This window comes from Azospirillum rugosum (genome assembly GCF_017876155.1).
Lineage (GTDB): Bacteria > Pseudomonadota > Alphaproteobacteria > Azospirillales > Azospirillaceae > Azospirillum > Azospirillum rugosum.
Genome location: NZ_JAGINP010000034.1, coordinates 22,491 through 39,954, shown reverse-complemented (window position 1 = coordinate 39,954; position 17,464 = coordinate 22,491). Strand labels below are relative to the sequence as shown.

General features: G+C 68.6%; 20 protein-coding genes. 2 read left to right on the top strand and 18 right to left on the bottom strand.

Features of this window, described 5'->3' with window-relative positions:
* Nucleotides 1–7: 7 nt before the first annotated feature.
* Nucleotides 8–1,213, bottom strand: coding sequence for a hypothetical protein (locus J2851_RS32410; protein WP_307420842.1), 1,206 nt, complete (start codon nt 1,211–1,213; stop codon nt 8–10).
* A gap of 91 nt (nt 1,214–1,304) precedes the next feature.
* Nucleotides 1,305–1,775, bottom strand: coding sequence for a DUF3299 domain-containing protein (locus tag J2851_RS32405; RefSeq protein ID WP_209772217.1), 471 nt, complete (start codon nt 1,773–1,775; stop codon nt 1,305–1,307).
* 254 nt (nt 1,776–2,029) lie between these two features.
* Here J2851_RS32405 and J2851_RS32400 point away from each other — a divergent pair, with 254 nt between their 5' ends.
* Both J2851_RS32400 and hutG read left to right on the top strand, forming a co-directional pair.
* The gene (locus tag J2851_RS32400; protein ID WP_209772215.1) at nt 2,030–2,371 is read left to right on the top strand and encodes an ArsR/SmtB family transcription factor; all 342 of its coding nucleotides are present in this window, start codon (nt 2,030–2,032) and stop codon (nt 2,369–2,371) included.
* Nucleotides 2,372–2,494: 123 nt separating this feature from the next.
* On the top strand, nt 2,495–3,319 hold the full coding sequence (gene hutG, locus J2851_RS32395) for an N-formylglutamate deformylase (protein WP_209772213.1): 825 nt from the start codon (nt 2,495–2,497) through the stop codon (nt 3,317–3,319).
* 15 nt (nt 3,320–3,334) lie between these two features.
* On the opposite strand, the gene J2851_RS32390 is transcribed toward hutG, so the two are convergent.
* The 16 genes from J2851_RS32390 to xdhA form a co-directional block, all read right to left on the bottom strand.
* The gene (locus tag J2851_RS32390) at nt 3,335–3,745 is read right to left on the bottom strand and encodes a bacteriohemerythrin (protein ID WP_209772211.1); all 411 of its coding nucleotides are present in this window, start codon (nt 3,743–3,745) and stop codon (nt 3,335–3,337) included.
* A gap of 270 nt (nt 3,746–4,015) precedes the next feature.
* Complete coding sequence (gene fabI, locus J2851_RS32385; protein ID WP_209772209.1) at nt 4,016–4,801, bottom strand: enoyl-ACP reductase FabI; 786 nt, start codon at nt 4,799–4,801, stop codon at nt 4,016–4,018.
* A gap of 305 nt (nt 4,802–5,106) precedes the next feature.
* Entirely contained in the window at nt 5,107–5,532 is a 426-nt protein-coding gene (locus J2851_RS32380; RefSeq protein WP_209772207.1) for a YgaP-like transmembrane domain, read from the bottom strand.
* Between the two features lie 34 nt (nt 5,533–5,566).
* Nucleotides 5,567–6,472, bottom strand: coding sequence for a PRC-barrel domain-containing protein (locus J2851_RS32375; RefSeq protein WP_209772204.1), 906 nt, complete (start codon nt 6,470–6,472; stop codon nt 5,567–5,569).
* Between the two features lie 108 nt (nt 6,473–6,580).
* Complete coding sequence (gene ureG / locus J2851_RS32370; RefSeq protein ID WP_209772201.1) at nt 6,581–7,219, bottom strand: urease accessory protein UreG; 639 nt, start codon at nt 7,217–7,219, stop codon at nt 6,581–6,583.
* A complete protein-coding gene (locus J2851_RS32365; RefSeq protein ID WP_417281627.1) occupies nt 7,216–7,968 on the bottom strand; it encodes an urease accessory protein UreF in 753 nt (250 codons plus the stop codon). The genes ureG and J2851_RS32365 overlap by 4 nt, the downstream gene beginning before the upstream one ends.
* Before the next feature lie 49 nt (nt 7,969–8,017).
* Entirely contained in the window at nt 8,018–8,563 is a 546-nt protein-coding gene (gene ureE, locus J2851_RS32360; RefSeq protein WP_209772199.1) for an urease accessory protein UreE, read from the bottom strand.
* Nucleotides 8,560–9,411 (bottom strand): glutamate racemase, encoded by an 852-nt coding sequence (murI, locus tag J2851_RS32355; RefSeq protein ID WP_209772196.1) that lies wholly within the window; start codon nt 9,409–9,411, stop codon nt 8,560–8,562. Before murI ends, ureE begins: the two co-directional genes overlap by 4 nt.
* Nucleotides 9,412–9,423: 12 nt before the next feature.
* Nucleotides 9,424–11,133 (bottom strand): urease subunit alpha, encoded by a 1,710-nt coding sequence (gene ureC, locus J2851_RS32350; RefSeq protein WP_211114506.1) that lies wholly within the window; start codon nt 11,131–11,133, stop codon nt 9,424–9,426.
* Nucleotides 11,134–11,158: 25 nt separating this feature from the next.
* Nucleotides 11,159–11,464, bottom strand: a complete 306-nt coding sequence (locus tag J2851_RS32345; RefSeq protein WP_209772194.1) for an urease subunit beta — start codon at nt 11,462–11,464, stop codon at nt 11,159–11,161.
* A gap of 11 nt (nt 11,465–11,475) precedes the next feature.
* Nucleotides 11,476–11,778, bottom strand: a complete 303-nt coding sequence (locus J2851_RS32340; protein WP_209772192.1) for an urease subunit gamma — start codon at nt 11,776–11,778, stop codon at nt 11,476–11,478.
* Nucleotides 11,779–11,880: 102 nt separating this feature from the next.
* Nucleotides 11,881–12,378, bottom strand: coding sequence for a hypothetical protein (locus J2851_RS32335; RefSeq protein ID WP_209772189.1), 498 nt, complete (start codon nt 12,376–12,378; stop codon nt 11,881–11,883).
* The gene (locus J2851_RS32330; RefSeq protein WP_209772186.1) at nt 12,378–12,569 is read right to left on the bottom strand and encodes a hypothetical protein; all 192 of its coding nucleotides are present in this window, start codon (nt 12,567–12,569) and stop codon (nt 12,378–12,380) included. Before J2851_RS32330 ends, J2851_RS32335 begins: the two co-directional genes overlap by 1 nt.
* A gap of 116 nt (nt 12,570–12,685) precedes the next feature.
* Nucleotides 12,686–13,543 carry an urease accessory protein UreD gene (locus J2851_RS32325; protein ID WP_209772183.1) on the bottom strand — a complete coding sequence of 286 codons (858 nt, stop codon included), beginning with the start codon at nt 13,541–13,543 and terminating at the stop codon, nt 12,686–12,688.
* Entirely contained in the window at nt 13,536–15,890 is a 2,355-nt protein-coding gene (gene xdhB / locus J2851_RS32320; RefSeq protein ID WP_209772179.1) for a xanthine dehydrogenase molybdopterin binding subunit, read from the bottom strand. Before xdhB ends, J2851_RS32325 begins: the two co-directional genes overlap by 8 nt.
* Nucleotides 15,883–17,352, bottom strand: a complete 1,470-nt coding sequence (gene xdhA / locus J2851_RS32315; protein WP_209772175.1) for a xanthine dehydrogenase small subunit — start codon at nt 17,350–17,352, stop codon at nt 15,883–15,885. The genes xdhB and xdhA overlap by 8 nt, the downstream gene beginning before the upstream one ends.
* Between the last annotated feature and the right edge of the window lie 112 nt (nt 17,353–17,464).

Below are 17,464 nucleotides of genomic sequence, written 5' to 3'. Positions count from 1 at the left end.
CTTTCGATCAGGACGATGACAACGCGTTCCGGCGCTCCGCCGCGAGAAGCAGCAAGGTCAGCAGGAGACCGGTGTCCAGATACTTGAAGCTCGTGTGCACGCAAAAGGCCATGACCAGCGGCGGCAGGACGGCCCAGGCCAGTGGCGGGTCGCGGCGCAGCGCCTGCAGGGTCCGGGGCGCCAACGCCAGGATGTAGGCGCACAGGGCCAAGGCGCCGAGGACGCCCGTCTTCGCCAGCGCGTAGGTCGGCAGCGTGTGGGTGTAGGACACGCGCCAGCCGCCCACCGCCGGGTTGGCGATCAGCGCGCCCCAACCCTGGCCGAACAGAAAGGATCCCAGGTCGGCGATGGTCAGCGCGACGACCGCGGCCGCCTCCTCCCACCGCGTGTTCGCCCCGGCCAATCGGTTCTTCTCCGCCACCTGCATCAGCGCGCCGACGACCATGTCGGGAAAGGCCAGGACGACGCCGGCCACGGCGAGAAGCCCCAGCCCGACCGCCAGCGGCGCGCGCCGAACCTGCCAGGCGCCGACCGCCAGGAAGGCCGCGGCGGCGAGGCCGAGCGCCATGCGATGAACCGCGCCGGCCAGGGCGGCCAGGCACAGGAGGCCGAGGGCCAGGCATGCCGCTCCGGCGAACCGTTGCGCCAAACCACCGCGCGTCGCCATGCGGACGCCGGTCAACGGCAGGGCAATGCCCGCGAAGAGAACCGACGGAGCGTTCAGCAGATAGACCCCGCCGTCCGCCATCGCCCGCAACCCGACCGCGCCGAAACCCCAGTGCGCCTGCTTCCACCAGCGCAGCGCAAAGGCCGCCCCGGCCAGCATCAGGCCCCAGCGGAGCAGCCGCACGGCGACCTCCGCGTCGTCCTTCAAAAGGGGCACGAGCAGCACGGGCAGGAACAGGTAGAGCAGCGGAACCACGTCCCGCAGCATGTCGCCGGGTGCCCAGCCCACCCAGGCGCCGCGCAGCACCGGCACCCACAGCAGCCAAGCCAGAGCGAGCACGGCGGGCGTCTCCCAACCGGCCAGGCGCGGGTCGCGCAGTGCGTGGGCCGTGGCAACGTACAGCGGCCGCCGCAGGCCGATCGCAAGCAGGAGCAGAAGGCCGATGCCGGCCTCGGCCATGCGGATGTCGGGTGGGGCGGGCGCGCTGAACAGGCCGTAGAGCGCCAACGCGAGAAACAGCCCCAAAGCACGCAACGACGCCGCCACGCGTCCTCTCACCGGTCAGGATGCCGCCGGATCGCGGCCCGGCACCATCACACACCCGCATGACGCGTGAAAAGATCGGATTGAGCGCCGCTCAGGCGTAGCGTTGCTCGGCGCGGTCCAAGCGGTAGAACAGCCCTTCCTGCGGGTGAAGCCGCAGCGTGCCGCTCAGCACCACCGGCTCCTGCGATTCGCGCATGGGAATCTGGCTGTGGACGTGCAGCATGGTGGCGGGGTTCGGCCTCTGGCAGGCCGGGCAGGCGATCGGGTTAGCGGCCAGGATGAAGCGGTTGTGCGCCGCCGCGTCGCTCAACGGAATCATGAAGCCACGCACGGTGACCTGCTTCCCGTTCAGCGCCGTGACGTGGGTCGGAAACTTCGGATCGGCGGCCGGGCCGTCCATGCGCACCTGCACGAGGTCGCGCCACAGCGCGGTGGTGTCGTCCAGCGGCAGGTGGAAGGGTCCGACGGGATGGGTCGGCTCCGTGGCGCCGGTTGCCCAGATGGCCCAACCGGCCACGGGTGCGAGCGCCAGCGGCATCAACAGCTGTCGGCGTGACGTCATGGCTGTCCTCCCTCGGTTCCAGCCCCTGGTTCCTCGACGGTCGTTTCCAAAGGGGAACCGACCTTCGGCGGGGCCTTATGCTTTGGTCGGGATTGTTCCCCCTTATCCGGGCGACGTCAACAGGACCGTCATCGGCCATACGGAAGGGCCCCGCCGCCCCCTGTCTTCGGACATTCGTACGCCGCCCTATAGGATTGAGCGGGGGCTCTGCCTATACTTTTTCAGGGGCATCAACATTGAGGAACGCCAGGGGCATGCAAAAGGGGCCCACCTCGAAGCCGGCGCACTTGCGCCTGTCCGAAGACCAGACCACCGAGCTGGCGGACATGTTCCGCCTGATGAGCGACCCGTCGCGGCTGCGCATCATCCTGGCCTGCCTGGAAACGCCGACGTCGGTCGGCGACATGGCCACGGCGCTCGCCCTGTCGCCGTCGCTGGTCAGCCATCATCTGCGGCTGCTGCGCGCGGGGCGGCTGATCCAGGCGGAACGGCGCGGCAACCGGGTCTTCTACCTGATCACCGACGAGCACATCCGGCGCGTCCTGTCCGACATGGTCGACCACGTTGCGGAAAGCGAGGGCGATCTGGAGCCATAATGTCCTTAAGCTGCAAAAGGTTATAACAAAATCGCAATATGGTTTGACGGTGGGGAACGGACGCACCATAGTCGCGGTTATGTTGCGGCGCACCCAAACCGCGACGGCTTCGAGGATCGTGGCATGGAAGCGTTCCGGTTCCAGCCGGGGGAAACCCCGGTCCTTCTCAGCATTCCGCACATCGGCACCGCGGTACCGCCGGACATCGCCGCCACCATGACCGACGCGGCGCTGGCGGTGCCGGACACCGACTGGCACCTGGACCGTCTCTACCATTTCGCCCCGGCGCTGGGGATCGGGTTCCTGAAGGCGACCTGTTCGCGCTACGTGATCGACCTGAACCGCGATCCGGCGGGCGGAGTCCTCTATCCCGGCGCCAACAACACCGAGCTTTGCCCCCTCACCAGCTTCGACAACCAGCCGCTCTACAAGCCCGGACAGGAGCCCGACGCGGCGGAGATCGAACGGCGGGTCGGTGCCTACTGGCGCCCGTATCACGAGCAGCTGCGCGGAGAGTTGCAGGCGCTGAAGGACCGGTTCGGCGTCGCCGTGCTGTTCGACGCCCATTCCATCCGGTCCGTGGTTCCGCGCTTCTTCGATGGGCAGCTGACCGACTTCAACCTGGGCACGGGCGGCGGCGGGACGGCGGCGCCGGCGCTGGTCGGGCGCCTGATGAATGTGCTGGCCGCCTCCGGCCAATATTCGTCGGTCCTGAACGGCCGCTTCAAAGGCGGCTTCATCACCCGGCATTACGGGAACCCGGACGACAACATCCACACGGTCCAGTTGGAGCTGTCGCAGCGCACCTACATGGACGAGGACGCCCCCTTCCGCTTCCGCGAGGACCTGGCCCTGCAAGTGCGTCCGTCGCTGGAGCGGATGATGAGCGTCATCGTCGAGTGGGCTTGGGAGAAGGCGTCCACGCGCCGTCGCGGTTCGCTCCTTTAAAAATAGGCCGCCGTCCTACATCCACACGCCCCGCACGTAGGGCGTCAGCAGCGTGTCCTGCATGATGATGTGGTTCACCAGCCATTTGGCGGTGAACTTGTAGATGCGCTCCGCGTTCTGGTGGCTCGGTTCCTTGGTGAAGGTATCCGACAGTTCGCTCAGGATCCGCACGGCCTCGTGATGCTGGTGCACATGCTCGTCGAACTTCGGATAGTGCACCTTCTGCATGATTTTTTCTTCGCGGGCGAAGTGCTGCTGCGTGTATTCCAGCAGCTTCATCAAGATGCGAGCGACGCGCACAGGCGAAAACACGCGGCCGTTCATCGCCGCGTCCAGCTCGTTTAGATACTCGATCAGGTGTTTGTGATCCTCGTCGATGGACGGCTGACCGACGCTGAGCTGCCGCCGCCAGGAAATGACACCCATGAACCCTCCGGATCCTCACAGCCAGAGCCGCCCCGGATTCGTCGCCTGGACTCGCAGCTTGTCCTGGTGGGCAGAATGTCCTGATGGGCGTCCTGGCCGCGGGATTATGAGCGTATTTTCGACAAGTCCCTACACATACGATCGTCACATGGCAATTTGCCGCACCTGCTCGCGTTCACGCGACAGGGTGAACGAAGACTTGCCGTCTTCGTTCACCCTGTCGGTCAATATTGGAAGAGGCAGCGACAATCCGTTCCCTGAACCGGTCGGTTACCCGACGATCGAATAGCCGCAGTCCACGTAGGTGGTGTCGCCGGTAATGCCCTTGGCACCGTCCGTCGCCAGGAAGGCGGTGGTGTAGCCGACCTCCTCGATGGTCACCAGCCGCTGCTCCGGCGCGCGCTCGGCCGCCTTGGCCATCAGCTCGTCGAAGTGGGCGATGCCCGACGCGGCGCGGGTCTTGATCGGGCCCGGGGAGATGGCGTGGACGCGGATGCCCTTCGGGCCAAGCTCCGCCGCCAGATAGCGCACGCAGCTCTCCAGCGCGGCCTTCACGGGGCCCATCACCCCGTAATTGTCGATCACGCGGTTGGCGCCGAAGTAGGACATGGTGAACAGCGTGCCGCCGTCCTTCATCAGCGGTTCCGCGTAGCGCGCCATGCGGAGGAAGGAGTGGCAGGACACGTCCATCGCCATCTGGAAGCCCTCGCGCGTGCAATCGACGACGCGACCGTGCAGATCCTCCTTGGGCGCGAAGGCGATGGAGTGCAGCGCGAAATCGAGCTTGCCCCATTTCTGTTCGATCTTCTCGAACATGGCCTTCAGCTGGCCCTCGCCGGTGACGTCCACCGGCTCGAAGATTTCGCATTCGAGCTGGTTCGCCAGCGGTTCGACGTGCTTCTTCGCCTTGTCGTTCAGGTAGCTGATCGCGAGGTCCGCGCCGAGCGCGCGGAAGGCGCGGGCGCAGCCCCACGCGATCGACTGATCGTTGGCGATGCCGAGCACGAGGCCCTTCTTGCCTTCGAGGGTGGCGGCGGCAGGAATGATCGTGGTCATGGCTGACTTTCCCGGGTTTCAGAGTGGCCGGAGATTGGGGTTCACGAAGTGGAACACCCTCATTGTGCAACGCACCATAATCCAAGCGAAGGATATAGGCAATGAGTTAAAGTCGCAATAAATCAGACATTATCTCTTTATGCTTCTGTAACCGAATGCGCATGCGCGATAAGCGAGTATAGATGGTTTGATGCATCTACCACGAACTTGGGTGCGTCGCCATGACCGAGATCAACCAAATTCGACGCTGAACGAAAAAAGCCCTCCCCGCTGGGGAGGGCTTTTGACAGGCCGGCAATCCGCCGTTACGCGGTGCCCGGCGTGAAGGACGGCGGGTCGCTGGCCGGGAAGGATTCCTTCGAGGCCTCGTCCACCTTCTCCTCGTCGCAGGCTTCCGAATAGATGTCGCCGGGGTGGCGCGAGAAGCGGTCCCGCCCCTGATCGACATCCTGGGCCGGCATGGCCCGCGCGTCGTGGCCGTGGCCGAGACGCTCCTCGATCAGCGCCTTGCCCGGGCAGTAGCCGGTCAGCCCGCGGGCGACCAGCGCCCCGCCGGCCAGCGCCATCGCGGCACCCGCGACCGTCGGCCGGCGCAGCCCGAGCACCGCCAGCAGCCCGCCGCCGACCAGCGACACCAGCCGCTCGGTGTGGCCCACGTTGATCATCCGCTCGTAATCCTCGGTCCGGGCAAGCGCCTGGTGGTCCGAGGCTTGGTGGCTCATCATCGCCATGCTGTTCCTCCTGTTCCTTTTGTGCGCGCCCTGCTTACTGGGGTTGGGGCGGGGACGGCGGCGTCGACCCACCCTGGGCCGGGGCCGGCGGCGTGTCGCCGCTGCCGCCGGCGCTGGGTGCGGCCGGAGTGCCCGGCTTCTGCTGCGCGGCGGTGTCGCCGAGCGTGCGCGCCTGCGCCAGTTCCCGCCTCAGCCGGTCAACCTCCTGCGACAGGCGCTGCACCTCCTGCTGCACCTGTGGGGACCCGGTCGCCCCGACCGGCAGCCCCGCCGCGGCGAGCGCCGCCGAATCCCGAATCCAGTAGGGCTGCACGCCGTAGTAGGTGTGCAGCGCCATCGCCCACTGGCGGTCCGACATGTCCGGTCGGTTGGAGTTGGTGAATTGCGGGGCCGCCGTCAACCGGTCCTTCGGCACGTTCAGCACGTAGCCGTCGCCGTTTTGCGTGGCCTGGACGAGTGTCCAGGGAACGGGGAAGTTCCGCTGCCCCAGCCCCAGGAAGCCGCCCAGTTCGACCACCGCGTAGGCGACCCGGCCGGTGTCCGGATCGACGACCAGTTCGGAGATGGAGCCCATCTCCTCCCCGTTCGGGCTGTGCAGCTTGGCTTTCGCCAGATCGTCGGCGGCGACGACGCGCGGCTTCTCGATGGAGCGCACGAGCGCGCCGGCCTCGCCCAGGATCGTCTGGCAGGCCGGCTCGTTGCCGCCCTGCCCGGCCCGCTCCGCGGTCTGGCGGAGCGCGCGGAGCTGCCCGATCTCCTGCGGAGTCGCCGACGCGGGCGACTGGGCGCCGGCCGCCTCGAAGGCGGCGATGCGCTGGCCGAGGCGGTCGATTCCGTCCGGACAGGACGGCGCCGCCCCCTGTGCCAGCGCTGGCCCCAGCGTCGCCCATGGTCCAAGCGCCCCCGCGATCATGGTGGCGCTGAGGATCAGGCGTCTCATCGTCGGTCCCTCCGGGTCGGTTCTCGGGTGATGCAGGTTTCACCCAGAGAACAGCACGGCCAAGGCGGAGGTTCCGGCGCGACCCGTCCGGAGCCCGATCGGAGAAGATCAGCCCGGAAGCGGCAACCCGCCCCGCTGGACGATGAAGGACTGCACGGCGTCCAGCCCCTGCCCGGTCTTGATGTTGGTAAAGACGAACGGCCGGTCGCCGCGCATCTTGCGGGCGTCGCGGTCCATCACCTCCAGGCTGGCGCCGACCAGCGGGGCGAGGTCGATCTTGTTGATGACCAGCAGGTCCGACCGGGTGATGCCCGGCCCGCCCTTGCGCGGGATCTTGTCGCCGGCCGACACGTCGATGACGTAGATGGTGATGTCCGCCAGCTCCGGCGAGAAGGTCGCCGCCAGGTTGTCGCCGCCCGATTCGATGAAGATGAGGTCGAGGTTCGGGAACTTGCGGTTCATCTCGTCGACGGCGGCGAGGTTGATCGACGCGTCCTCGCGGATCGCCGTGTGCGGGCAGCCGCCGGTTTCCACACCCATGATCCGTTCCGGCTTCAGCGCGCCGGAGCGGGTGAGGAATTCGGCGTCCTCCTTGGTGTAGATGTCGTTGGTGATCGCCGCGACCTCCCAATCGTCGCGCATGCGCTTGCACAGCGCGTCGGTCAGCGCGGTCTTGCCGGAGCCGACCGGCCCGCCGATGCCGACGCGCAGGGGTCCACCATGGCTTTTCGAGATGGCAGCGGTCATGAGCGGAACAGCCTCGTGTATTGGGTTTCGTGGATCATGGAGGTCCAATCGACGGCCATGGCGCGGCTGCCCAGGTCGTCGAGCGGAGCGGTGAGGGCGGCCTCGGCCGCAGAGTGCACCACGGAATCGAGCGCGGCCAAGGCCTTCTGCCCGTCCGTCTGCCCCAGCGGCACCAGCCGCACGCCCGCAGAGACGAGGTTCGCCGCGAAGGCGTGCAGGTAGGCGGCGAGCGCCGGCCCCTCCGGCACGCCGATCAGCGCGGCGGCCAGCGCTACGGCCACGGCGTAGGCGACCGGGCGGCCGGTTCCGGCGATGACCCGGTCCCAGCGCTCCAGCCCATCCATCGGCCAGGCGGCGCGCACGGCGATCAGGAAGGCCTGCCCCTGCGCGCGGCTCTCCAGCGCGGTCTCGGCGGAGGCGCGCATGGCGTCGGCGCGCTCCACCGCCCAGGCGAAGGCCGCCTCGTCGCCGGCCAGCACCGCGCGGTGCGCCGCCGCGAACAGCATGCCGTCGGTGCGCCCGGCACCGTGCCGCAGGATGCCGTCCATCCAGCGGGCAAGGCTGTCGCGGTCGCGCACCAGCCCCTGCTCCACCGCCGCCTCGATGCCGTGGCTGTAGGAGAAGCCGCCGACCGGGAAGGAGGGGGAAAGCCAAGCGAGGAGTTTGGTGAGGTGGTGATGGGTTACCAGCCCCCTCCCCAACCCTCCCCCGCCGTTGGCGGTGGAGGGAGCTTGCGCAGCGTCGCCCAAATCCCCTCCACCGCAAAGCGGGGGAGGGTTAGGGAGGGGGCAAACGCCCTCACTCATGCGAGTGGCCATGGGAGTGCGAATGCCCGTGTCCATGGTGATGATGGTCATGGTCATGCCCGTGATCATGCCCATGCGAATGCCCGTGCCCGCCCGAATACGCCCCGCCCTCCGGCGCGAAGGGCGCATGAATGGGCTCCACGCTCGCGCCCAGGCCGCGCAGCATGTCCTCGATCACGTGGTCGCGGCGCAGACGGATCGTCTCGCCAACGATCTGCACGGGCAGATGCCGGTTGCCGAGGTGCCAGGCGATACGGGCGAAGGCTTCCGTGCCCCCGCCGCAGCGCACCTCCATCAGCTCCTCCGCCGCGGCGACGACGCGCAGATACGTGCCGTCGCCCAGTTCCAGCCCATCGCCGTCGTCCAGCGCCACGGCGCGCGGCAGGTCGAGCAGGAAGTCGCTTCCCGCATCGTCCGTCATCATCATGCGGCGGCGGTGGCGGTCGTCGAAGGCGAGGGTCACGGTGCCGCCCTGGCTCTCCCTAGGCCAATGGCCGCGGGCGTGGACTCGGGTGGCGCGGCGGAGCGTGTCGGTCATGGGGAAAGCCGTTCGAAAGGGGTGGGTCGGCCGAAGAAGCGTCCGGCGAGCGCGCCGACCGGTTCCGCCGCCCCCGTGGTGAAGAAGCGCGGCACCACAGCGTGCCCGTTCATCACAGGCGCGTATTCCGGGTGCCGCTCCAGGTAGTTGTCCAGCGACCGCGCGACCAGGGAGGGCTGGCACAGCACCTCCACGCCGGGCGGAAGCGCCGCGGCGAACAGGTGCGCCACCAGCGGGTAATGGGTGCAGCCCAGAACCACCGCGTCCAGCGGCTGCCCGTCCAGCTGCGCCAGCAGGGCGTCGACATAGCCGCGCACCGCGGGAGCCAACTCATCATCGCCCGCCCCGCGCTCGATCAGGGGCACGAGGTCCGGGCAGGCTTGCTGGACGACACGCACGTCCGGCGCGCGCTTGCCGATCTCCCGCGGGAAGGAGCCGGAGCGGACGGTGGCCGGCGTGGCGAAGACGCCGACCGTGCGCGGCTCCGGCCGCCAGTCGGCGGAGGGGCCGTCCTGCATCCAGGGCACGCGGGTGATCGCCTCGACCACCGGCACCAGCACGCCCAGCACGTTCCGGCCCGGATAGGCCGTGGGCAGCCACGTCTGCTGCATGCGCCGCAGCGCCACCGCCGCCGCCGTGTTGCAGGCCAGCAGGACCAGCCCGCAGCCTTGCTGGAACAGCCGCTCCACCCCCTGCACCGTCAGGCGGTAGATATCCTCCTCGCTGCGGGGGCCGTAGGGGGCGGCGGCGTGGTCGCCGAGATAGACGAAGGGCCGGGCGGGGACGGCGGAAACCAAGGCGCGCAGAACCGTCAACCCGCCATGCCCGGAATCGAAGACACCGATCACGAAATCAGAACCTCAGAACAGGAAGTACCGCTGCGCCATGGGCAGGACGTCGGCCGGCTCGCAGGTCAGGAGCTGCCCGTCGGCGCGCACCTCGTAGGTTTCCGGATCGACCTCGATGTGGGGTGTGGAATCGTTGTGAATCATCTGCTTCTTGCCGACGGCGCGCACGCCCGTCACCGCCACCAGCTCCCGCTGGAGCCCGAACGACCGCACCGCCTCGTTCTCCAGCGCGGCCTTGCTGACGAAGGTCAGCGAACTGGCCTGGAGCGAGCGCCCATAGGCGCCGAACATCGGGCGGTAATGCACCGGCTGCGGCGTGGGGATGGAGGCGTTGGGATCGCCCATCAGCGCCGCGGCGATGGTGCCGGCCTTCAGCACCATGTCCGGCTTCACGCCGAAGAAGGCCGGCGACCAGACGACGAGGTCGGCCAGCTTGCCGACTTCCACCGAGCCGACGACGTGCGCGACGCCATGCGACAGGGCCGGGTTGATCGTGTACTTGGCGACGTAGCGCTTGACGCGGAAGTTGTCGTTCTCGCCAGTCTCCTCCGGCAGGCGGCCGCGCTGGACCTTCATCTTGTGCGCGGTCTGCCAGGTGCGGATGATCACCTCGCCCACCCGGCCCATGGCTTGGCTGTCCGAACTCAGCATGGAGAAGACGCCGAGGTCGTGCAGGATGTCCTCCGCCGCGATGGTCTCGCGCCGGATGCGGCTTTCGGCGAAGGCCACGTCCTCCGGGATGCGCGGGCTGAGGTGGTGGCAGACCATGAGCATGTCCAGATGCTCGTCCACCGTGTTCACCGTGAAGGGCCGCGTCGGGTTGGTGGAGCTGGGCAGCACGTTGCCCAGGCCCGCCACCTTGATGATGTCCGGCGCGTGGCCGCCGCCCGCCCCTTCCGTGTGGAAGGCGTGGATGTTGCGGCCCTTGAAGGCGGCGATGGTGTTCTCCACGAAGCCCGACTCGTTCAGCGTGTCGGTGTGGATCGCCACCTGGATGTCGGTTTCCTCCGCCACGGTCAGGCAGGTGTCGATGGCGGCGGGCGTGGTGCCCCAGTCCTCGTGAAGCTTCAGGCCGCAGGCGCCGGCGGCGATCTGCTCCATCAGCGCGTCGGGGCGGCTGGCGTTGCCCTTGCCGAAGAAGCCCAGGTTGATCGGCAGCCCCTCCGCCGCCTGGAGCATCCGGGCCATGTGCCAGGGCCCCGGCGTGCAGGTGGTGGCCGAGGTTCCGGCGGCCGGCCCCGTGCCGCCGCCCAGCATGGTGGTGACGCCGCTGTACAGCGCCTCGTCCACCTGCTGCGGGCAGATGAAGTGGATGTGCGCGTCGATGCCGCCGGCGGTGACGATCTTGCCCTCGCCCGCGATCACCTCGGTCCCCGGCCCGACGACGATGGTCACACCCGGCTGGACGTCCGGGTTGCCGGCCTTGCCGATGGCGGCGATCCGGCCGCCGGTGATGCCGATGTCGGCCTTGACGATGCCCCAGTGGTCGATGATCAGCGCGTTGGTGATGACCGTGTCCACGGCGCCGCCCTGGCGCGAGGTCTGCGCCTGCCCCATGCCGTCGCGGATCACCTTGCCGCCGCCGAACTTGACCTCTTCGCCGTAGATCGTGTGGTCCTTCTCCACCTCCACGATCAGGTCGGTGTCGGCCAGCCGCACGCGGTCGCCGACGGTGGGGCCGTAGAGGGCCGCGTATTCGGCCCGGTCGATGCGATGCACCATGTCCCTGCTCCCCGCTCGGCGCCCCTTACAGGCTGCCGTTGACCTTGCCGTTGAACCCGATGACCACCCGGCTGCCCGCGTAGGCGACCAGCCGCACATGGCGGGTCTGGCCGGGCTCGAAGCGGACGGCCGTGCCGGCCGGGATGTCCAGGCGGAAGCCGCGCGCCTTGTCGCGGTCGAACTTCAGCGCCTCGTTGGTCTCGAAGAAATGGTAGTGGGAGCCGACCTGGATCGGCCGGTCGCCGGCGTTGGCGACGTCCAGTTCCACCGTGTCGCGGCCGGCGTTCAGCTCGATCTCGCCCGCCGCGGGGATGATTTCACCGGGTTTCATGAGGCCTCCCGTCAGCGAATCGGCTGGTGGACGGTGACGAGCTTGGTGCCGTCGGGGAAGGTGGCCTCCACCTGGATCTCGTGGATCATCTCCGGCACGCCCTCCATCACCTGGTCGCGGGTGATCACCGTGGCGCCGTCGCGCATCAGCTCCGCCACCGTGCGTCCGTCGCGGGCACCTTCCACCACGTAATCGGTGATCAGCGCCACCGCCTCCGGGTGGTTCAGCTTCACGCCTCGCTCCAGCCGGCGCCGCGCCACGACGGCGGCCATGGCGACGAGAAGCTTGTCCTTCTCGCGCGGTGTCAGGTTCATGGGGGTGTCTCTCCGCCTACCCAAATCGTAAGGCGGATTATGCCACGATGCTGCGCCGCGCCAATCCCGTTTTGACACGGAGAAGGACGGAAAGCATGGGTGTCAGTAATTCTTGATGTTGGTGGGACGTCCGAGATGACGGCAGAGCGCGTGCATGCCGAAGCAAATCCATTCCAGGTTGGAGGGAGGTTCCTTAAGCAGGCAATACTCAAGGTCGTCCTGGAGCGCTTCGTTGACCGTGGCAGGATCGATCTGAAGAACGCCCAGAACCACGGCGTTCATCATCGCCGCGAGCGCGAGGCGGCGTTCACCGATCGGTGTCTCGTGGGTAAAAGTGAACAAATGCTCCGGTGGCGTTCGCGATAGTATCGAGATGTAGAGTGCCGCGACCTTGTGGTTCGCAAGCAGCCCGCCGACCATACCGTGCTGCGACACAAACTGCTCCCGCAATTCGCCGTAGCGCGTCACGATCGCGTCGAGATGCAGACTATCTTCGGAAAAGACTGGTTTCGACGGATGGTCCTCAAGACCTTTAGCCGCGGCTTGGCCGCAGGTGACGAGGAAACTGCGCCGCCACACCGACAAGTATGGCGACGCCATCATTCCTCGGTGGAGCGCTGGGCGACCCTGGCAGCCATACGCTTCGCACGAGCCGTTAGATAGTCCTGCGACGCCTGAACATGGGCGATCCGCGCCTTGTAATCGATGGCCTCGCTGTCGTTGTTCATGGTGACATGCCCAAGCCCCTCGGCATCGGGCAACGTTTCATAGTTGTCCCGGTAGGTGTTCATGGACTTCCCCCGCACATTCGATCAGCGTCGCGAATAGACACACGCTATTCCCATCTGTCAACGTTGCATAGCCGTCAACGTGTCGCAAACGCCTCTATGGCGTACGGAATGCTCACTCACACCTCCCACAGGCGCGGCAAGCGCGTCGGCAGTCCTGCCGCCGCTGACCGCAGGTGCGACCACAGTGCCGCGTAGGCGCGGCGCACGGCCAGGGCCTCGCCGCCAAGGATGCGGGTGACCAGCAGGCCGTCGAAGGCCGTGGCGCCGATGCGCACGCCCTCCAGCCCCTCCGCCGCCGCGCGCAGGCTGTCCAGGTGGGTGCCGGCGTCCGGTGCGGCGTGCAGCAGCGTGGCGCACGCTCCGGCGCCGCCGAAGCCGGCCGGATGCGCCAGCGTATCCGCGAGATCGCCGTCCATGTGCAGGGCGTCGGCCCAGGCGAGGCGGCCGTCGTGGACCACCTCCCAGGCGTCGCGAACCAGCCCGCGGCTGACCGTTTCGCCGAAGGCGGCGCGGCCGAAGACCAGCATCTCCCCGGCGATCAGGCGGGCGTCGCCCTCCAGCTCCAGCCGGGTCAGGCGGCGCAGGCGGGAGCCTTCGAAGACGATGGCCTCCTGTGGCATCCACTCCAGCCAGCCGCCGGCCTCGACGGTCACGCGCGTGTCGATGCGGCAGTCCGGTCCGGCGGAACGGTAGACCTTCTCCGCCGCCTGGGTGGTGACCAGGGCCGCGGCCCCCGCCCCGACCGACAGGGCGATGTCCAGCCGGTCGCCGCCGACCAGCCCGCCGGATGTCGTCACCAGCACCGCCACCGGCAGGTCGCCAGCGCGCGGGTCGGGCAGCAGCACGCGCAGCGGGTCGTGGTGGTAGAGCGTGGCGAGGCGCGTGGCCCCGTGGCGATGCTCGAACCGCACCGTCGCCGCACCATGGACCGCGACCTTCTTCGTCCCAAGAGCTTGTAAATGGTTGTCAGCCACTCGCCGCCATCCTCGCCTTCACGTCCTCGACCGCCAGCAGCACGCGCTCCGGCGTCGCGGGGGCGTCGATGTGGACGGGCAGCTTGTGCCCGCCGACCGCCGCCACCGCGTCCTTCAGCGCCAGCCACGCGGAGATGCCCAGCATCAGCGGCGGCTCCCCGATCGCCTTGGAGCGGAAGACGGTGTCCTCCCGGTTCGGGCGCGCGGTGTAGAGCGACACCCGGAAATCCTCCGGCAGCGAGCGCGAGGTGGGGATCTTGTAGGTGCTCGGCGCGTGGGTGCGCAAGCACCCTTGCTGGTCCCACCACAGCTCCTCCGACGTCACCCAGCCAAGGCCCTGGACAAAGGCGCCCTCCACCTGCCCCAGGTCGATGGCCGGGTTGATGCTGCCGGAGCAATCGTGCAGCACGTCGGCGCGGGGGAACTTGTACTCGCCGGTCAGCGTGTCGATCAGCGCTTCCGTCACCGCGACTCCGCAGGAGAAGTAGAAGAAGGGCCGGCCCTCGCACTTCTCCCGGTCCCACCAGATCTTCGGCGTGGCGTAATGGCCGGTGGAGGACAGCGACACCCGGTTCAGGTAGGCGAGCTTCGCCACCTCCGGGAAGGTCATGGCATGGTTGCCGGCGAAGACCGCGTTGTCGCGGAACTCCACCTTGTCCGGGGCGGTGTGGCAGTGCTGCGCCAGGAAATCGACCAGCCGGCCCTTGATCGTGCGCACGGCGATGCGCACCGCCATGCCGTTCAGGTCAGTGCCGGCCGACGCCGCGGTCGGCGGCGCGTTGGGGACCTTGTCGGTGGCGCTGGCGGTGACCTTCACGCGATCGACGTCGATCTGGAATTCCTGGGCGGCGATCTGGGCCATCTTGGTGTGGATGCCCTGCCCCATCTCCGTCCCGCCGTGGTTCACCTGGATGGACCCGTCGGTGTAGACGTGCACCAGCGCCGCCGCCTGGTTCAGGTGCTTCACGGTGAAGGAGATGCCGAACTTCACCGGCGTCAGGCCGAGCCCCTTCTTCAGCACCGTGTTCTTTGCGTTGAAGGCGTCGATCTCCTCCCGCCGACGGCGGTAGTCGCTGTCGCGCTCGATTTGGTCAAGCAGCTCCGCCAGGATCTCGGGCTCCTCCACCGGCATGCCGTAGGGGGTAAGGTCACGCCCCGGCCCGCCGTAGAGGTTGGCGCGGCGGACGTCCAGCGGGTCCTTGCCGATCTTGCGGGCAATCTCGTCGATCACATGCTCGATGGCGATCACGCCCTGCGGCCCGCCGAAGCCGCGGAAGGCGGTGTTGGACACCGTGTGGGTCTTGCAGCGGTGCCCCGTGACACGCGCGGCCGGCAGGTAATAGGCGTTGTCGGCGTGGAACATGGCGCGGTCCACGACGCCGTTGGACAGGTCCAGCGACATGCCGCAGCGGCCGGCGAGGTCCATCTCCAGCCCCTGGATGCGCCCGTCCGTGTCGAATCCCACGTCGTAGATGACATGGAAGTCGTGGCGCTTGCCGGTCATCGCCATGTCGTCGTCGCGGTCCATGCGGAATTTGACGGGGCGCCTCGTGGCGTTGGCGAGCAAGGCCGCGATGCAGGCGATCTGCGCCGGCTGGCTTTCCTTCCCGCCGAAGCCGCCGCCCATGCGCCGGCATTCCACCGCGATGCCGTGCATCGGCCGGCCAAGCACCTTGGAGATCGCGTGCTGCACCTCCGCCGGATGCTGGGTGGAGGAGTGGACCAACAGGTCGCCGTCCTCCTTCGGGATCGCGTAGGCGATGTGGCCTTCCAGGTAGAAATGGTCCTGCCCGCCGACGTCGAGCTTCCCCGTCAGCCGGTGCGGCGCGCCCGCGACCCCGGCCGGTGCGTCGCCGCGCGTGAAGGTCAGGCTGGGGGACACGAAGCTGTCCTTCGCCAGGGCCTCCTCGGCGGTCAGGATGGCCGGAAGCTCCTCGTAGAAGACCTCCACCAGCCGGGCCGCCGCACGAGCCTGGAGCAGGGTTTCCGCGGCGATGGCAACGACGGCCTGCCCCGCGTATTCCACCATGTCGGGCGCCAGCACCGGGTCGCCGGGCATGACCGTCCCGATGTCGCCCTCGCCCGGCACGTCGTCGAAGGTCAGCACCGCGTGGACGCCCGGCGCCTGCTTCGCGCGGCTGAGGTCCATGCCGAGGATGCGCGCGTGCGCCTTCGCCGACAGGTGCACGGCGACGTGCAGCGTCCCCGGCAGTTCCGGGATGTCGTCGGTGTAGGCCGCGGTGCCGGTCACGTGCTTGCGGGCGCTCTCATGCTCGATGCCCAGATGCACGCCGCCGCTGATCGGATGGATGCCCGACGTCTCGGGAAGGGTGCCGCCGTCAGCCATGGGCCGCCTCCAGCGAAGGCGCCTTGGCGCCGGTGGTGGAGAGATGGAAACGCACCAGCAGGTTCTTCGCCACGAGCGCGCGGTAGCGGTCGCTGGCCCGCATGTCGGTGATGGGCTGAAAGTCCCGGTCGAGCGCCGGCAGCGCCGCGGCGACCGCGTCGGCCGTCCAGGGCTGCCCGGCCAGCGCCGTCTCCAGCGCCGCCGCGCGGGCGGGGGTCGCCGCCACGCCGCCGTAGCCGGTGCGCAGGTCCGCCACCCGGCCGCCCTCGTCCAGCGTCAGCAGGAAGGCGGCGCAGACGGCGGAGATGTCCTGGTCGCGCCGCTTGGACACTTTCCACGTCGCGAACCTCTGGCCGGGCTTGGGAAGCGGAATGCGGATGCGCTCCACGAACTCGCCGGGCTTCAGGTCGCTCTTGCGATAACCGTGGTAGAAGCGGTCGAGCGGAAGCTCCCGCCGCGTCCCGCCGTGGTTCAGCACCAGCGTGGCGCCCAGCGCCAGCAGGGCCGGCATGCTGTCGCCGATGGGGGAGCCGTTGGCGACGTTGCCGCCCAGCGTGCCGGAATTGCGGACCTGCGCCGCCCCGATGCGCCCGACGAGGTCCGCCAATTCCGGAAGGCGACGGCACAGCACCGGCAGCAGTTCCGTGTAGGTGGCGGCGGCGCCGACCTCCAGCCGGTCGGGATGCTCCTCGATGCGGTGCAGCTCCGCCACCTCGGCGAGGTGGATCAGCGTGGCCAAGCGGCGGCCCTGCTTGGTCACCCACAGGCCCACGTCGGTGGCGCCGGCCACCAGCGTGGCGTGCGGGTGCGCGGCCACGAGCCTGGCAAGCTCGTCCACCGTGCGCGGCGCGTGGAAGCCGTTGCCGCCACCGCTGACCTCCAGCCGGGTGTCGCGCCGGATGGATTCCAGCAGCGCGGCGATCCCCTCCTCGGCACGGTCGAACCGGTCCTCCGCCCGGTCGGCGGTGGCCGCGCGGGCGGCGTCCAGGATCGGGCGGTAGCCGGTGCAGCGGCACAGGTTGCCGGCCAGCGCGTCGTGGATGGCGTCGTCCTTCGGCGCGCGCTCCGTGTGGTACAGCGCGAACAGGGCCATCACGAAGCCCGGCGTGCAGAACCCGCATTGCGAGGCGTGGCTGGTCACCATCGCCGTTTGCACGGGATGAAGCTCGCCATCCTCTGCCGCCAGATCCTCCACGGTCAGCAGCAGCTTGCCGTCGATCATCGGGAGGAACAGGATGCAGGCGTTGACCGAGCGGTAGCGCAGCCGGCCGCCTGCTCCAAGGTTGTCAGCCCCCAGATCGCCCAGCACCACGGTGCAGGCGCCGCAGTCCCCTTCCGCGCAGCCTTCCTTGCTGCCCGGCCGGCCGTTGGCGCGCAGCCATTGCAGCACGGTGGTGGTCGGGTCGGCATCGCGCACCTCCACCACCCGTCCGCCGAGCACAAATCGCACTGAACCCGTCATTGCCCCTCCCGTCGGGCGCCCTTCCTTGGGGGCCTTTCGCACATTGTGCCGGAATCCCGTTCGCGCCCGCAACGCCGGCCGGGCGCCGTACCCACAAAGAAAGGTTTAGGAC

What these genes read in the sequence shown, in the direction of transcription:
- xdhB (WP_209772179.1), bottom strand. Translation starts at nt 15,890, where the DNA reads ATGGCTGACGGCGGCACCCTTCCCGAGACGTCGGGCATCCATCCGATC.
- J2851_RS32400 (WP_209772215.1), top strand. Translation starts at nt 2,030, where the DNA reads ATGCAAAAGGGGCCCACCTCGAAGCCGGCGCACTTGCGCCTGTCCGAA.
- J2851_RS32380 (WP_209772207.1), bottom strand. Translation starts at nt 5,532, where the DNA reads ATGGCGATGATGAGCCACCAAGCCTCGGACCACCAGGCGCTTGCCCGG.
- J2851_RS32345 (WP_209772194.1), bottom strand. Translation starts at nt 11,464, where the DNA reads ATGAAACCCGGTGAAATCATCCCCGCGGCGGGCGAGATCGAGCTGAAC.
- J2851_RS32390 (WP_209772211.1), bottom strand. Translation starts at nt 3,745, where the DNA reads ATGGGTGTCATTTCCTGGCGGCGGCAGCTCAGCGTCGGTCAGCCGTCC.
- J2851_RS32340 (WP_209772192.1), bottom strand. Translation starts at nt 11,778, where the DNA reads ATGAACCTGACACCGCGCGAGAAGGACAAGCTTCTCGTCGCCATGGCC.
- xdhA (WP_209772175.1), bottom strand. Translation starts at nt 17,352, where the DNA reads ATGACGGGTTCAGTGCGATTTGTGCTCGGCGGACGGGTGGTGGAGGTG.
- hutG (WP_209772213.1), top strand. Translation starts at nt 2,495, where the DNA reads ATGGAAGCGTTCCGGTTCCAGCCGGGGGAAACCCCGGTCCTTCTCAGC.
- J2851_RS32375 (WP_209772204.1), bottom strand. Translation starts at nt 6,472, where the DNA reads ATGAGACGCCTGATCCTCAGCGCCACCATGATCGCGGGGGCGCTTGGA.
- J2851_RS32335 (WP_209772189.1), bottom strand. Translation starts at nt 12,378, where the DNA reads ATGGCGTCGCCATACTTGTCGGTGTGGCGGCGCAGTTTCCTCGTCACC.
- ureE (WP_209772199.1), bottom strand. Translation starts at nt 8,563, where the DNA reads ATGACCGACACGCTCCGCCGCGCCACCCGAGTCCACGCCCGCGGCCAT.
- J2851_RS32330 (WP_209772186.1), bottom strand. Translation starts at nt 12,569, where the DNA reads ATGAACACCTACCGGGACAACTATGAAACGTTGCCCGATGCCGAGGGG.
- fabI (WP_209772209.1), bottom strand. Translation starts at nt 4,801, where the DNA reads ATGACCACGATCATTCCTGCCGCCGCCACCCTCGAAGGCAAGAAGGGC.
- ureG (WP_209772201.1), bottom strand. Translation starts at nt 7,219, where the DNA reads ATGACCGCTGCCATCTCGAAAAGCCATGGTGGACCCCTGCGCGTCGGC.
- ureC (WP_211114506.1), bottom strand. Translation starts at nt 11,133, where the DNA reads ATGGTGCATCGCATCGACCGGGCCGAATACGCGGCCCTCTACGGCCCC.
- J2851_RS32405 (WP_209772217.1), bottom strand. Translation starts at nt 1,775, where the DNA reads ATGACGTCACGCCGACAGCTGTTGATGCCGCTGGCGCTCGCACCCGTG.